Annotated in this window: 13 protein-coding genes; 3 read left to right on the top strand and 10 right to left on the bottom strand. The window is 62.5% G+C overall.

The window, feature by feature from the left end:
* Positions 1–143 precede the first annotated feature (143 nt).
* The 6 genes from LIW51_RS04185 to LIW51_RS04160 form a co-directional block, all read right to left on the bottom strand.
* A complete protein-coding gene (locus LIW51_RS04185) occupies positions 144–797 on the bottom strand; it encodes a helix-turn-helix domain-containing protein (RefSeq protein WP_227375968.1) in 654 nt (217 codons plus the stop codon).
* Positions 798–994: 197 nt separating this feature from the next.
* On the bottom strand, positions 995–1,408 hold the full coding sequence (locus LIW51_RS04180; RefSeq protein WP_227375967.1) for a DUF6114 domain-containing protein: 414 nt from the start codon (positions 1,406–1,408) through the stop codon (positions 995–997).
* 39 nt (positions 1,409–1,447) lie between these two features.
* Positions 1,448–2,047 carry a DUF6230 family protein gene (locus tag LIW51_RS04175; protein WP_227375966.1) on the bottom strand — a complete coding sequence of 200 codons (600 nt, stop codon included), beginning with the start codon at positions 2,045–2,047 and terminating at the stop codon, positions 1,448–1,450.
* Between the two features lie 216 nt (positions 2,048–2,263).
* A complete protein-coding gene (locus LIW51_RS04170; protein WP_227375965.1) occupies positions 2,264–3,184 on the bottom strand; it encodes an HpcH/HpaI aldolase/citrate lyase family protein in 921 nt (306 codons plus the stop codon).
* Positions 3,177–4,205: an isocitrate lyase gene (aceA, locus tag LIW51_RS04165; RefSeq protein WP_227375964.1), complete on the bottom strand. Its 1,029-nt coding sequence runs from the start codon at positions 4,203–4,205 to the stop codon at positions 3,177–3,179. Before aceA ends, LIW51_RS04170 begins: the two co-directional genes overlap by 8 nt.
* Positions 4,202–4,390, bottom strand: coding sequence for a hypothetical protein (locus LIW51_RS04160; RefSeq protein ID WP_227375963.1), 189 nt, complete (start codon positions 4,388–4,390; stop codon positions 4,202–4,204). The genes aceA and LIW51_RS04160 overlap by 4 nt, the downstream gene beginning before the upstream one ends.
* A 312-nt stretch (positions 4,391–4,702) precedes the next feature.
* Here LIW51_RS04160 and LIW51_RS04155 point away from each other — a divergent pair, with 312 nt between their 5' ends.
* Positions 4,703–7,795, top strand: a complete 3,093-nt coding sequence (locus tag LIW51_RS04155; RefSeq protein ID WP_227375962.1) for a PAS domain S-box protein — start codon at positions 4,703–4,705, stop codon at positions 7,793–7,795.
* A 220-nt stretch (positions 7,796–8,015) separates the two neighbouring features.
* On the opposite strand, the gene LIW51_RS04150 is transcribed toward LIW51_RS04155, so the two are convergent.
* From LIW51_RS04150 to LIW51_RS04140, 3 genes are all read right to left on the bottom strand, one after another.
* Positions 8,016–9,212 carry a low temperature requirement protein A gene (locus LIW51_RS04150; protein ID WP_227375961.1) on the bottom strand — a complete coding sequence of 399 codons (1,197 nt, stop codon included), beginning with the start codon at positions 9,210–9,212 and terminating at the stop codon, positions 8,016–8,018.
* Between the two features lie 70 nt (positions 9,213–9,282).
* The gene (locus LIW51_RS04145; protein ID WP_227375960.1) at positions 9,283–10,023 is read right to left on the bottom strand and encodes an esterase/lipase family protein; all 741 of its coding nucleotides are present in this window, start codon (positions 10,021–10,023) and stop codon (positions 9,283–9,285) included.
* Positions 10,024–10,196: 173 nt separating this feature from the next.
* A complete protein-coding gene (locus LIW51_RS04140) occupies positions 10,197–11,525 on the bottom strand; it encodes a sodium/calcium exchanger protein (protein ID WP_227375959.1) in 1,329 nt (442 codons plus the stop codon).
* A 144-nt stretch (positions 11,526–11,669) separates the two neighbouring features.
* Here LIW51_RS04140 and LIW51_RS04135 point away from each other — a divergent pair, with 144 nt between their 5' ends.
* Complete coding sequence (locus tag LIW51_RS04135; protein WP_227375958.1) at positions 11,670–12,566, top strand: universal stress protein; 897 nt, start codon at positions 11,670–11,672, stop codon at positions 12,564–12,566.
* A gap of 231 nt (positions 12,567–12,797) precedes the next feature.
* Here the strand turns inward: LIW51_RS04135 and LIW51_RS04130 are convergent, their stop codons facing one another.
* The gene (locus LIW51_RS04130; protein ID WP_227375957.1) at positions 12,798–13,136 is read right to left on the bottom strand and encodes a DUF6176 family protein; all 339 of its coding nucleotides are present in this window, start codon (positions 13,134–13,136) and stop codon (positions 12,798–12,800) included.
* 109 nt (positions 13,137–13,245) lie between these two features.
* Between LIW51_RS04130 and LIW51_RS04125 the strand changes: the two genes are divergently transcribed.
* A complete protein-coding gene (locus LIW51_RS04125; RefSeq protein WP_227375956.1) occupies positions 13,246–13,947 on the top strand; it encodes a hypothetical protein in 702 nt (233 codons plus the stop codon).
* Positions 13,948–13,983 lie beyond the last annotated feature (36 nt).

The following is a 13,983-nucleotide window of genomic DNA, read 5'->3' as shown; positions in this document are numbered from 1 at the left end:
GGTGATCGAGTGCCCCATGAATATTCACTGTCGGTTATGACTACCACTAACATGCACCTTCAGCAGTAAATTAATTCCCTTGTGCATTTCCGGTTATTTATATGGCGGTGAGCGTTGTCGTACGTCGTGTTTTCGAGTAGAAACTATCCGAAGAGCGTCGAAAAGAGGTGTTGTTCGCTCTTTCGGAGATGTTCGTCGACGGTGCTGGGTGCGCATTCGAGTCGCTCCGCAATGTCCGCGTGCGTGACCTGCCGCGGAATCTGATAGTAGCCGAGTCTGACCGCCGTTTCGAGAACCTCGCGCTGTCGGTCGGTCAGCTGCGAGAGCAGATAGCCAAAGTTGGGCGTGTACTCGCCGGTCTGCTCGACTTCGATGTCGATCCACTGCGGCAGCGCTCGGAACGCTCGTTGCACCATCTCCTCCGTACCGACGACGGTCACCAAGATATCGCCGGAGTCGGTGTACGTGAGCGGCGTGTCGATTATCAGGGCGTACTTCTCGGCGATGTGCATGAGCGTCCCGGCCGGTTCGCCGGATTCGACGTAGATGTAGATGTGAAACTGCGCTTGCTGCCTGTCGAGGATGTCGTACGCGAGAACCGACTCGTGGGCGTCCAGTTCCTCGGCGAGCGCGTCCACGTCGCCTCGAAGCCGGTAAAAGAGCACACCGTCCCCGCTGAACAGGGCGTTGACGTGGATGAGTTCCTCCCGCTGGATGGCAGGGTGTGCCGCGATGAGATCGCCGACCGGGTGAATCCCGTCGCCGTCCAGCATCAGCCTGAGGGTGAGATATCTCATTGTCAGTGTTCCTATAACTTTGGAGACGTACATTATTATACGTCTCCTAAGTTCGGACGGGAGACGTCCTGAGATCGCTGAAACGTCCCTTATCGGTACTGCTGTTCCGGAAACGGGAACGGTTCGTGAGTCGGTGGCGGTGGCTGCGAATCGGGAGTACCGAACGAAAAGCAGGTTGAGTCAGCGAGCGTCAAGCGTCACGCCACCGCCGCCTGCTCGTCGGAAGTCGATTCCGTCTCTCTGGGGTCTTCCCACGCGACGCACATCGCACCGCCGAGCACGCCGAACATCATCCCGATGCCGAAACCGCCGAGCGCCCCGACGATGGAAGCGATAGACAACAGGATGGCGGCGGCCCCGAAGAACTCCGCGAAATCCGGCCGCAGCAGCGCGAAGACGCCACAGAGGATGACAAAGATGGCGAACACCAGTCCGGCGAACATAAACATGCTCGGGACGAGCGCGAAGGTGAGCGCGAGTTCGGCGGGGATGATGCCGATGATGAGTCCGCCGAGAAGGACGAGCGCGCCGCCCCAGAAGGGTCGGTCGTGTCGCCACGACGCGAACCGTGAGCGGTACGTCCCGAACTGTGATCCGTAGGTTGTGGACATTGTTGGATTCCTCTTGGTGGATTTTCCGTTAGCTCTCGTTTACGAGGCCGCGCACTGGTTCGCCGGGAACTTAGTGTCGTTGTCGGGGTTCACCTTGGTCTGGACGTGCGTTCCCTTCAGCGTGATGCTCCGCAGGAACTGGCTCTGGGCGTGAATCTTCCCGTCCTTGATGACGATGGACGGAGCCGAGAGCGAGAGGGCGCTCTTCATGCTCCCCGGATCGGAGGATATCTGCTGGTTTTTCATCTGGAGGTTCCCTTCCAGGTAGGTGAACTTCTGCGTCAAGCCGGTGAATTTCACCGGCTTGTCCGCCGCGATTAGAACCCTCACAGTGTTCCCACCGCCGGGCATCTCCTTGGGGACTTTGATGTCCTTGTAGAGTTTCATGTTGTGTATGCTCCCTTTATCGATCTTCGCAACCGCCGACGGATAGGCCGGACACTCGCTGGAGTTCTCCATCGATGCGTACTGCGTGAATCCTTGCCCCTCTAGCTTGTCGAACGTCACCGTGAAGCCGCCGACACCTGCCGTCGGAACCGCGACGGCGGCACCGCCGGTCATGATTGCGCCAACGACGCCTGTTTGGAACACGAGCGCAGCAACCATCGTTATCGCGAACTTCCTGGTATCGATTGCCATACCCGGTTTATCACTATTTAATATATTAAGGATTTCCGCGGCTAAAACCGGGGATATAAGTGGGTGCCGATGTTGAATCAGATTTTTTACTGTGAGACGAATACTCTATTACCAGAATGTTTTCATTTTCAAAACTGCCGAGAGGTGCGCGACGACGATTCTGCCGAAGACGAGCGACAAAAAAGAACGCGACGAACGTCGTGGTTCGTCAGATAGTCAGTAGAGGTCCGCTTGTTCGGCCTGCGCGACGATGTTCTGTGCCATCTTGTTCGTGGCTTCGTCGACCATCTCGCCGTCGACGGACACCGCACCGCGACCCTCCGCGGTCGCTCGCTCGTACTCTTCGACGATGCGGCGCGCCTTTTCCGCTTCCGTCTCGCTCGGGGCGAACACCTCGTTCGCCGGTTCGATCTGGCTCGGGTGGATCGCCCACTTGCCGTCACAGCCCACCATGCTCGCGTAGCGACAGGAGTCGCGGAAGCCCTCGGTGTCCTCTATCTCCGCGAACGGCCCGTCCATCACCTGCAAGCCTTCCGCCTTCGCGGCGTGCGCGATGCGAGCGAGTTGGTAATGCCAGTAGTGACCGGGGTAGCCGTCGCCGCTTCCAATGGTGAGACCCGCCGCACCGACGCTCGCCGTGTAGTCGCCGGGACCGAACACGAGCGATTCGATGCGCTCGCTCGCCTTGGCTATCTCGACGACGTTGTTCATCCCTTCGGCGCTCTCTATCTGGGTCTGCAAGCCGATCTCGCCGACCGGGAGGTCGTTGTTGACCTCGACCTGCGCGAGCAGGTTCTCGACGGTGTGCACGGTGCGCGGCCCGTGAACCATCGGCACCATGATGGTGTCGACGTACTCGCCGGCCTGACCGACGACTTCGATGATATCGTCGTACCACCACTCCGTCTTGACCCCGTTCATCCGGAAGCAGGGGAGCGTCTCGCTCCAGTCCCCGTCGATGAGGCCCTCGATGACGTTCTCGCGGGCGGCCACTTTCTCGTTCGGAGCCACCGAATCTTCGAGGTCGAGGAACGCCTCGTCGGCACCCGACGACGGCGCTTTCGATATCATCTCTGGGTCGCTTCCGGGCGTCGCCAGTTGACTCCGCCGCAGTTTGACGCCGTTCGTCTCAATCATCGGTCTCGGACTTGATAGGGTCGGTCTGATCTTCGCTGTACCCTTCGGAGCCCTCGATACGCTCGCGAGCCTCGGGGTCGAACTGCTTCTCGATGTCCTGATACCGACTCACGAACGAGAGTTCGTGGTGCGACTCGGTCGGGTGGTCGAGATACCGCCCTTCGAGGTCGAACTGCGCCTGTTCGTCCGACTCCGACAGCTTATTGAAGTCCTCGTAGACGCTGTGTGCGCCCGAGTGGAGCGCGAACAGCGTGATGAAGATGTACTTGTAGCCGAGGTCACCCAGCTCTTGGAACGTGAGCGGGTCGTCTTCCTCCGACCACGCGAACGACGATGAGTAGTTGAACGCGAGTTTGAGGTCGGGGTGAGTCTCGTGGATGGTCTCGGCGTACTCGACCGCGTCCTCCCGGCTCGGGTCGGGCATCTCGGGCCAGACGATGTCGACGCCTGCGTCCGCGTAGATGCGACCGCGTTCGAGGTGTTCCTCCCAATCGCCGTTCGCCGACCCGTATGCATCGGTTCGGGCGATGATGACCGTGTCGTCCGACTGCTTCGCGTCCACCGCGGCCTCGAACCGAGAGCGGGCTTTTTCGCGCGAGACGATCTGCTTGCCCGCGATGTGGCCGCACCGCTTCGGCGTCGTCTGGTCTTCGATGTGGATGGCGGCGACCCCCGCCTTCTCGTACTCGCGGACGGCGCGGCGGACGTTGTGGATGCCGCCGTAGCCGGTGTCGCAGTCCGCGATGACGGGGATGTTACTCGCCTCGACGATCCGCTTGGCGTTCTCGACCATCTCGGTCATCGTCACCATCTCCAAGTCGGGGAAGCCGAACTGTCCCAACACCGTCGAGTAGCCGCTCATGTACGCAGCGTCGAGGCCGGCCATCTCGGCGAGGCGGGCGTCGAGCGCGTGGTAGAGCCCGGGCGCGAACACGTAATCCTGGTTGTTCAGCATGTCGCGGAACTCTTGTGCGGCGCGATTCTCGAGGTTCGTCGTGGTAACATCTTTGTCTGGAATCATCGGTCGTCAGCGGTCGTGTTCTGGAGTGTAGCTTCGATTCGGTCGAGTCGAGTGTGGATCGTCACGAGCTCTCGCTTAAGCGCGTCGACTTCGTCGGTCGAGCGCGGTCGTCCGCCTCTACGCGAGACGTTCGGAACGGTCGGTCCTTCGACTTCGGTGCGGTCGTATCGAGTCGGCTTGGTCATATCAGTCGGGTCGTCTGTTGGGGTAGCTGAAGGGCTATTCTACCGCGGCGTCGGGAGCGGTCTACGGATACTGGCATTTATTTCACCGCATCGGGCTTGACCAGCGTTCGGGATATAAACATTATGATTTATAATGTTAATATTCATTAATGCGTATCTACGCTTGGATGGTGAATAAGGGCCTTTAATTGATTGTGATTGTCTCACATTATAGTTCGCCGAATGGTTTCGGCTCCCCCTCGCCCGTGGATGTCCAAGGACGGCGAGAAAAAGGAGAAAGACCTATGATAATCCATCCGAGAAGAAAGCGTAATGAGTTCCAAGCGAATCACGCTCGCGGAAGCGTTCGCGTCCCTCGAGAGTCTCGGGACGCCGGGCGAACCGGTTACGGCGAGCGAACTCGCGACGGAACTGAACTGCCCTCCGCAGGTCGCCTCTAAGACGCTCCACGAACTGGTCGAGCACGGCGACGTGAGGACCAAGACGGTCGGCGGGGGGACTCGCGTCTGGTGGTTACAGAGCGACGCCAAATCGGCCGACCACGCCCAGTTCCGCTCGCTGGTCGGCACCGTCAAGGAGTACGCCATCTTCCTCCTCGACCCGGACGGGTACGTCGTCACGTGGAACGAGGGTGCGAGGCAGATCAAAGGATACGACGCCGAGGATATCGTCGGAAAACACTTCTCGAACTTCTACACCGAGGAGGACAGCGATCACGGCGTCCCCGAACGGAACCTTAAAAAGGCGCGCGAACAGGGTCAGGTCGAAGACGAGGGGTGGCGCGTCCGCGAAGACGGCTCCCAGTTCTGGGCCAACGTCACGATAACCGCCATCCGCGACGATGACGGAACGCTCACGGGATTCACCAAAGTCACCCGCGATATGACCGAGCGCCGGGAGTACGAACAACAGCTCCGGCAGGAACGCGACCTGACCGAAGAGATACTGAACACGGCGCCGGTTTCGCTGTCGGTGCGGGCGTCCGACGGGACGATACTGCACGCGAATCAACGCGCACAGAACTTCCTCGGACTCTCCGAGGACGAGATTATCGAAACGCCGGAGGACATCGGCGAGTGGAGCTTCTACGACGCCGACGGCGACCCCATCTCCCACGACGACTCGCCGACCGCTCACGCGCTGGAGCACGAGGAGGCGGTGTTCGACGAGGAGGTCGCCGTCGAGAAGCCGAGCGGCGAACGCATGTGGTTCTCCGTGAACGCCGCTCCCGTGTTCAACCCCGACGGTAGCCTCGAACGGGTCATCACCGCCAGCGAGGATATCACCGCTTTGAAAGAGCGCGAGCAGCATCTCGAAACCGAACTGAGCGAGATTCTCGGTCGAGTCTCGGACGCGTTCTACGCGCTCGACGAGGAGTGGCGGTTCACGCACGTCAACGAAAGAGCCGAGGAGATCATGCAGCTTTCCGAGACGGAGGTGTTAGGGGAGATTATCTGGGACGTGTTCCCCGACACCGCCGAAACCGCACTCTGGGAGGAGTTTTACGAAGCGATGGAGACGCAGGAGCCGACCAGCTTCGATAACTACTACCGGGGGCTCGATATCTGGGTTGAGTTCAACGCGTACCCCTCCGAGACGGGACTGTCGGTCTACTTCCGCGACGTCAGCGAGCGCGTCAAATACGAACGGGCGCTCGCGGAATCGGAACGACGCTACCGAACCCTCGCCGAACACTTCCCGAACGGCTCGGTCGTACTGTTCGACCACGACCTCCAGTACACGCTCGTCGAGGGGACGCTCACGAATCAGCTCGGTGTCGAACGCGAGGAGATGGTCGGGAGCAACGTCGGTGACGCCCACCCGCCGGAAGTCCGTGCGACGTTCGAGCGCCACTACCGCGCCGCGCTCGACGGCGAAGAGAGCAATTTCGAGGTCGACTACGGCGACCGTATCCTTCTCATTCAGGCGATTCCGGTTCGAGACGCCGACGGCGAGGTGTTCGCGGGGATGGGGATGTCCCAAGACGTCACCGAACAGGTCGAACAGCGACGGGCACTCGAAAAGTCGGAACAACGGTACCGCGTGCTCGCCGAGCACTTTCCGGACGGCGCGGTCGGCCTCTACGATTACGACCTCCGATTTACCCTCGTGGAGGGGGCCATCTTCGACGACCTCGAAAACTCCGCCGAGGATATCGAAGGGCACACCGTCGCGGAGGTGTTTTCTTCCGAAACTTCCGTCGCGCTGAAACCCCTCTTCCGGAGCGCGCTCGAAGGCGAGACGAACTCCTCCGAAGCCGACTTCGCCGGGCGAACATTCGAAGTCTGGACGACGCCCGTGCGAGACGCCGACGGGGAGATATTCGCCGGGTTGAGCTTCGCACAGGATATCACCGAACGGGTGGAGCGCGAACGCGAACTCGAACAGTACGAGACCATCATCGAAACCGTAAACGACGGCGTGTACACCGTGGACGAAGACGGCTACTACACGATGGTCAACGAGACGTACGCGAAGATGACGGGCTACTCGCCGGAGGAGCTCGTGGAGTCGCAGGTTTCGCTCGTCACCAGCGACGAGATACGAGAACTAGCCATCCGACTCGAACGCGAACTTCGGGTCGGGGAGCGGGACACCGGGAAGATCGAGATGGACATCCACCCCGACGACGGCGAGACGATCCGAACCGAGGCGACGTTCGCGCTCCTACCGTCCGGCGAACGCGTCGGCGTCGTTCGGGATATCACCGAGCGCAAAGAGCGCGAGCGAAAATTAGACCGGTTCGCGAGCGTCGTCTCGCACGACCTCCGGAATCCGCTGGGAATCGCGCAGGGGTATCTGACGATGGCGCGAAACGACGGCGACCCGGACGATTTAAACGAAGTGCAGCGAGCGCTCGACAGGATGGAGACCATAATCCGGAACCTGTTGACGATGGCGCGAGAGGGACAGACAGTCACGGAATCGAACCCGGTATCCCTCTCGAACGTCGCCGAGAACGCGTGGCGATACGTGGAGACGGCCGAAGCGACCATCCACGTCGACGAGACGAGTCGGACGATTCTGGCCGACGAGAATCGACTCCAAACCGCGTTCGAGAACCTGTTTCGGAACGCCGTCGAACACGGGCGAGACGACGTCGAAGTCCGCGTCGGACTCTTGCCGGACGCCGGAGACGAAGCGACCCCCGCGCCGCCCGACGAGTCTATCGGTGGTCTCTACGTGGAGGACAACGGACGGGGAATCTCGCCCGAAGAGCGGTGCAAAGTGTTCGAGTACGGCTACTCCCCGAGCCAAGGGACGGGACTCGGACTCGCTATCGTCCGAGAGATCGCCGAGGCGCACGGGTGGGAGATAACCGTGACCGACGCGGCGAACGGCGGTGCCCGATTCGAGATTCGAGGCGTCGAGACGACCGACGAGGCGACCGGCAACCGCCGGTAAAGAAGGGCGAATGAGAGGTGGGCGAGCGACCGAAGTAGTCCGACGAGCGGGCGCAGTCGAGCGCGAGCGTTTCTATCGACGGTCGGTACGACCGTGTCCGTCCGCGATTTTCGGCCGGAATCGAGTCGGAATTTCCGCGCAGTTCGGTGGTGCGAACGGTACCGTCGGGAGATTTCCTCCGTCCGACGGTTCGATGGGTGCGTCTCCCCCGACTGTCGAATCAATCCGAAACGGCGGAGGCCGTCGGCGGTTCGCGGATTCTGAGGTCGAGGCCAATCTGTACGATGCAGACGAACGCCAGCAGCGCGACGAACCCGAGCGGGGAAATCCGACCGCCGACGATTCCGATGGCGAGGACGACGCCCGCCGTTCCGAACCGATAGAGCGACTGCACGCCGCCGGTCGGTCGCCGCCCGGCGCACGAGACGGTCGTCCGGTGGAGGAGACCGAGCGAGAAGAGACAGACCGCGAGTGACCCGGCGAGTAGCCAGCGTTCGGCCATCGGGAGCGGAGTATCGAGGTCGCCGGTGAAAACGCGGAACACCCCAACACCGGCCGCCGCGATTCCGATCACCAAGGGGAGGTGAACGTAGATCCACTCCCAGTACGCCCGGATCCGCCTTCCTTCGCGGGCCGCCAGAATGGCCGACTCGTCGTGGTTATCGAAGTATATCCACCAGAGACTGTACGCGATCGCCGTGCTGAAGAGCGCGATAAACACCGACGTCACGGTCCACTCCTGCGTCGAGATTCCGGTCACGACGCTCACGATGGTCTCGCCGAGGACGATGATGGTGAACAGACCGAACCGTTCGGGGATGTGCGTCGGGTGCACGGGTATCTCGACGTGCAGCCTCCCGGCGGTGATCGGCGTTCCGAAGTCGATCGCGATTCCTAACCCCCACAACAGAAATCGATACGGCGGTGGAACGAACACCGAGACGAGCCAGAGGCTCGCGGCGATTGTGTACCCGGTACGTAACCGAGTAGTGAGCGCGCGTACCTCCGGGATGTGATGCTGCGCACGAACGTACTTGAAGATAAGCACGCCTCGGACGAGCACGTACGCGAGCGCGAACCCACGCGACGTTTCGGCGAGGCCGCCGTGGACGTTGACCGCGAGCGCGATGACGCCGAACATCTCGACCGCCGTCAGGAGCCGATACTCCACGTCGTCCGTATCGAATCGCGTCGCGTAGAACGTCGACCCCACCCACGCCCACCACACCGGTACGAACAGCGCCACGAACCCTAACACGCCCATCCAGGTGAGGTCGTCGCGCAACCCGTGGACGAGTTCGGCGATGGCGGCGACGAAGACCAGATCGAAGAACAGTTCTAACCAGGTGGCGTGCCGGTCATTGTCCATCGAACCGACAGTTCGCAGTTGTGGAGGCCGAAGCCACGTGTCGAGCATCTCTCGCTGTGTGTATCGCCGGCCAAGGGGATACCACTGACGCTCCGGAGAACCGTCGGAGAACGCCGACTCAGTCCAGCAGTCGGTAGTACTGGTCGAACACCGCTCGGTCGTGCACGAGTTGGATGTGTTCCTGATAGCCGGAGTTTATGTTTCGAGCCACGTCGACCGACGAGAACTCGGGGGACGGGAGGCTCGCGTACTCGCTCGGGACGATGAGTTCGTCGGCGGTGCTCCAGAGCGCGGTGTAGTTCACTCCCTCGGCGAGCGTCCCATCGTTCAGTCGTTCGAGGAACGTACTTCCGGGTATCATATCCCTGCCACCTTCCGTCAGGATACCGAGGTAGGCAGCGTAGGTTCCCTGATGCGGCGTGCCGAGCGTGACGAGGTCGTCGACGTACTGCGCGCCATCCTGTTTCTCGATGCACCACCGCGAGTCGAGTCCGCCCATCGAGTGGGCGACGATGTCCACGGGACTCCCGTGCGCTTCGCCGATGGTCTTCAGGCGCTGCCCCACCGCGTCGGCGTACTCGGTGGGCGAGTCGGTGGTCGTCCCGGGAACGTCGCCTAAACTGAGGACGTAGATGTCGTCCGCCGAGTAGCCGACGTCGACCAGATAGTCCCTGACGACTTCCCACCACGACGTCTCGCCGGTGTCCATGTATCCGTGAACGAGCAACACCGGTTCGGAACCGGGCGGCGTTTCGGCGGCCGACGCCGACCCGACGGCCGCGACGCCGAGCGCGGATCCTCCGAGCGCCGTTTTCCGGAGGAACGACCGCCGCGTCGATGTGGTATCGAATCGTGTCATACGACGTGTCGTGTCCTATTCGTTCAGTAAGAGAGTACCTTTGTTGCCGTCGATACGCGCCGGTTTTTATCTTCCCGTACCCTCTGCGTGGTTCCGAGAGTGAGACGAGATAGCGGGGCGTCCGTCTTCGATTGCGTGGACGGTTCGCTACAGTCGAATCGCCGACGCGGTCGTCAGTCGTCCGACCGCTCGTGGACGTGTCCGCGACGGACGTTCGTCGCGGTCAGTCGGAGCACCTCGCGGAGGGCCGCGTGACGCCGCGCGAACAGCGCGAATCCGAGCAGGAGGTAGAGCACCGTGAACCCGATGAGCAACCAGTAGGAGTACGTCGTCGCCTGCGCCGTCGGGAGCGTCCGGATGAACACGAACTCCGCCACCACCTGCGACAGGAACAGCGTCAGGAGCGTCACCGCCTCCCGAACGCTGATGCGGAAGTTGACGAGCACCGCGATGGCGAAGAAGCTCTGCGCCGCGGTCAGCCAGATCTCGGCCGCCTGTTTCTGGTCGAACGCGAGCGGCCCGTACCGACCGAGCGCGATGCTGTAGACGACGACGAGCGTGCCGATGAGGAGCGTCCACTGGTTCAGTTTCGAGGAGATGAGCGCGTTGAACGCCGCCGTCGAACGCGCCTTGTTCACGAGGTACGCCGTGACGATGAGTTCCGGACTCTCGCTGGCGAGCGGGGCGATCCACTGGAGCATGAAGAACGGAGGAATGCCGACCCGGAGACCCAGTTCCTCCAGTCCGTGGGCGAACGGTTCGACCGCCGTGAAGATGAGAACGCCCGAGTAGGCGAACAACCCGAGCACGATAAGGATTCGCATCGACCGGCGACGGCGCTGGAAGTACGCCGGAACGCCGACCTGCTCCTCGTGAGCCACGTCGCCCCGGATGATGATGCCGATGTAGACGACGTAGAGGCCGACGAGAACGACGGAATCGACGGCGTTGATACCGCCGCCGAACGGGACGAAGAAGGCGTAGACGGTCGCGCTGAACAGGAAGAATATCTCCGTTGCGATGTCCCGGTCTAGCGGAACGGCATCCCGAAGCGACCCCTCTCGATCGATGTAGCGCACCTCGTCGTTTCGGCGGGCCTCGCGGATGGAGAACAGGGCGATACCCGACCAGCCCAGACCGATGAGGATGCGGTTCGCGCCCGTCATGTTGGCAACCGCAAGATTCGCGGCCTCTCGTCCGGCCTCCGTCCCGGCGTTCGCTCCGGCGGTCCACGCGAAGTACGCGTCGACGGCGTACTCCGGGGCGACGGCGAGCACCGCGAGGACGGCCAGCGCGAACGCGCGCGGAACGTCCTTCTCCGCGGTTTCCGCACCCCACGTGAGGAGGAACGACGCGCCGAGGATGGCGAGACCGCTCACGACGACGACCGGAACCGTCCCGAGAGCGTGGTCGGCGCTCGCTGACCAGACGCCGATCCACGGCACGGTGAGCAAGACCGCCCCGACGACGGCGGTGAGCGGATTTCGAATCAGGGATGCCATGCGTTCTCGGTGAACGACGGTGGATAAGATAACGGCTCTGTCGGCTTCGCGGAAAGCGCCGAACCGCGATGGCGAAGATTCCGCCGGGTCGCTGGTCACCACTTATGGTCAAATCCGCCGTACCTTCGGGACGACGTGACCACCATGTTCGACCGGATCCTCATCCCCGTCGACGGAAGCGAGGGCGCGCTGCGCGCCGTGAAGTACGGACTCGAACTCGCGAAGTCGCACGACGCGGCGGCCGACGTGCTTCACGTGATAGACCGCAGGCGGTTTCGCTCCCTCGAATCGGAGGAGGAGCGAACCGCGCGGAAGGAGCAGGCGGCCGAGTTCCTCGAAGACGCCGAATCGATGGCCGCCACCGTCGGCGTTTCGGTCGATACGCACGTGCAGGAAGGCAAGACGCACGAGACCATCGCCGCGTTCGCGGCCGAGACCGGCGCGAACCTCCTCGTCATGGGTCGACACGGGCGACGGAGACTCGGCGACCACCTACTCGGAAGCGTCACCGATCGCGTGCTCCGCACAACCGACGTCCCCGTGTTGACCGTTCCGAGCGGCGATATCGCGGACGACACCGGCGCGACCTACGAGACAATTCTCCTCCCGACGGACGGGAGTTCGAACGCCGAACGCGCGACGCCGTACGGCGTTGACGTTGCTAAACGCTACGACGCGACGCTCCACGTCCTCAACGTCGTCGACGTACAGACGGAGGGCGGACTGTTCAGCGCGGGCGGCGTCTCGGAGCGGTTCATCGGGCGATTGGAATCGGAGGGCACCGAGGCGGTCGAACGAATCGCGGACGATGTTCGAGACGCGGACGCGAGCATCGACCTTCGGACGGCGGTCGTGCGCGACACGCCGCACGCCGGTATCCGCGAGTACGTCGCCGACAACGACGTCGACCTCGTCGTCATGGCCTCCCGCGGCGAGGCGAACCTCGGCGGGCAACTCCTCGGGAGCGTCACGAACCACGTCGTTCACGCGGTCGACGTTCCGGTGTTGGTCGTGACGGCGACCGAGGAGGCGGAGACGTAGTCGGCGCTACCCCGCTCCGGCGGAGGGGTGATTCGTTCCGCGACGGGCGACCGCGAACGCGCGTTAGCAAGACGAGTTCCCTGACGACGGAGACGCTAAGGTACGCCAACCGATAGCTCACCGGCGACGCGAGCGCCCCGCTCGCGAGCGGGCCGACGGCGCGACCGACCGACGAGAGCGCGGAGTTGATTTCCACGGCGGACGACTGCGCCGCAGTCCGGGAGAAGATGGTCACCGCAGAGACGGATTTACGAAGTGGCCGAGCGTCTCCAGTTCTTCCCAGTCGCCGACTCGAACGTCTCGGAGAACGTCGTGGTGCTCCTCGTCGACCTGATACTTCTCCTCGTCGCCGGCCTCGTCGGCTACCCGGAGATTCTCGGCTTCCATGTAAACGTAGAGGTACGTCGTTCCGCCAAAAGACTGGATAAACGCCGTCTCGGTGTGGACTCCTTCGTGGCGGAGCGTCTCGACGACTTCCGATTCTCGCTCGCGCAGTTCGTCGAACCAGGCACGGAGTCGGGCCTCCTTCCCGAATTCGATGGGGGCACGAGCGAGCTTGGCTTCGGACATGGTCGTAGCTCTATCCGCTCGTGACAAAACAGTTATCCTCTAGATAAGTTGTTCGTGAGTCCGTCCCGGCCGTGAAGGCTATCGGGACGGGAACCGACGCTCCATCACCATGGATAGAAGGGAGTTCCTCGAAGGGGTGGGCGGATTCGCGGCGATGGGCGCGGGTGTCGCCGGAGCGCGACAGCGGCGGTATCGCGCACCGACCGTCACATCCCCGGCGATTCGATGGTGGGACGTCGAAGCGACGCTGACCGATCACATCCCGATTCGAACCGAGGGCTGGCAGTTCGGCGACGCGTACGCGACGACGGTTATCTACAAGGATTCGCGGCTCACGGACGCGCTCGACGAACGACTACGCCGGAACTTCGACGGGATCGTCGGCGCGTTCACGGCGACCCGCGTCACGTTCGACTCGCCGCTCTCGGTCTTCGCGCAACCGTCGCTGGTGGCAGGGCTGGCGAAGCGTCGCTTCGAACGAACCGCCCGGAATCGCGGTTTCTCGGCGCTTCGAGAGCGGCCTCCGGCGGAGCGCGAGACCTCGCCACGACGGGTGACCGCCGAGTACGAGGCGTACTACGACATCGGGTACGACGTGGCACACTCGCTTCCGACCGCCTCCGAACTCCCGCATGTTCGGCCGGACGGGCGCGTGAGGACGATCCTCTACTTCGACGTTTCACGCCCCCGCAAGTCGTTGATTCTCACCTCCGGCGCGCGACCGACGGACGCGATGTTACGGGACGTCTTCGACCGAAACGGCGACGCCTATCAAGCGGAACTGCTCCGACTGATGCATAGCGTTCGGTGACGAAACCGTGAGGTTTTCCACCGTCCGATGGACTCG

Origin of the sequence: Haladaptatus halobius, assembly GCF_020618475.1 — an archaeon.
GTDB classification, from domain to species: Archaea; Halobacteriota; Halobacteria; order Halobacteriales; family Haladaptataceae; genus Haladaptatus; species Haladaptatus halobius.
Note: the sequence above shows the minus strand (reverse complement) of the source record. Positions and strands in the feature narration are given on the sequence as shown.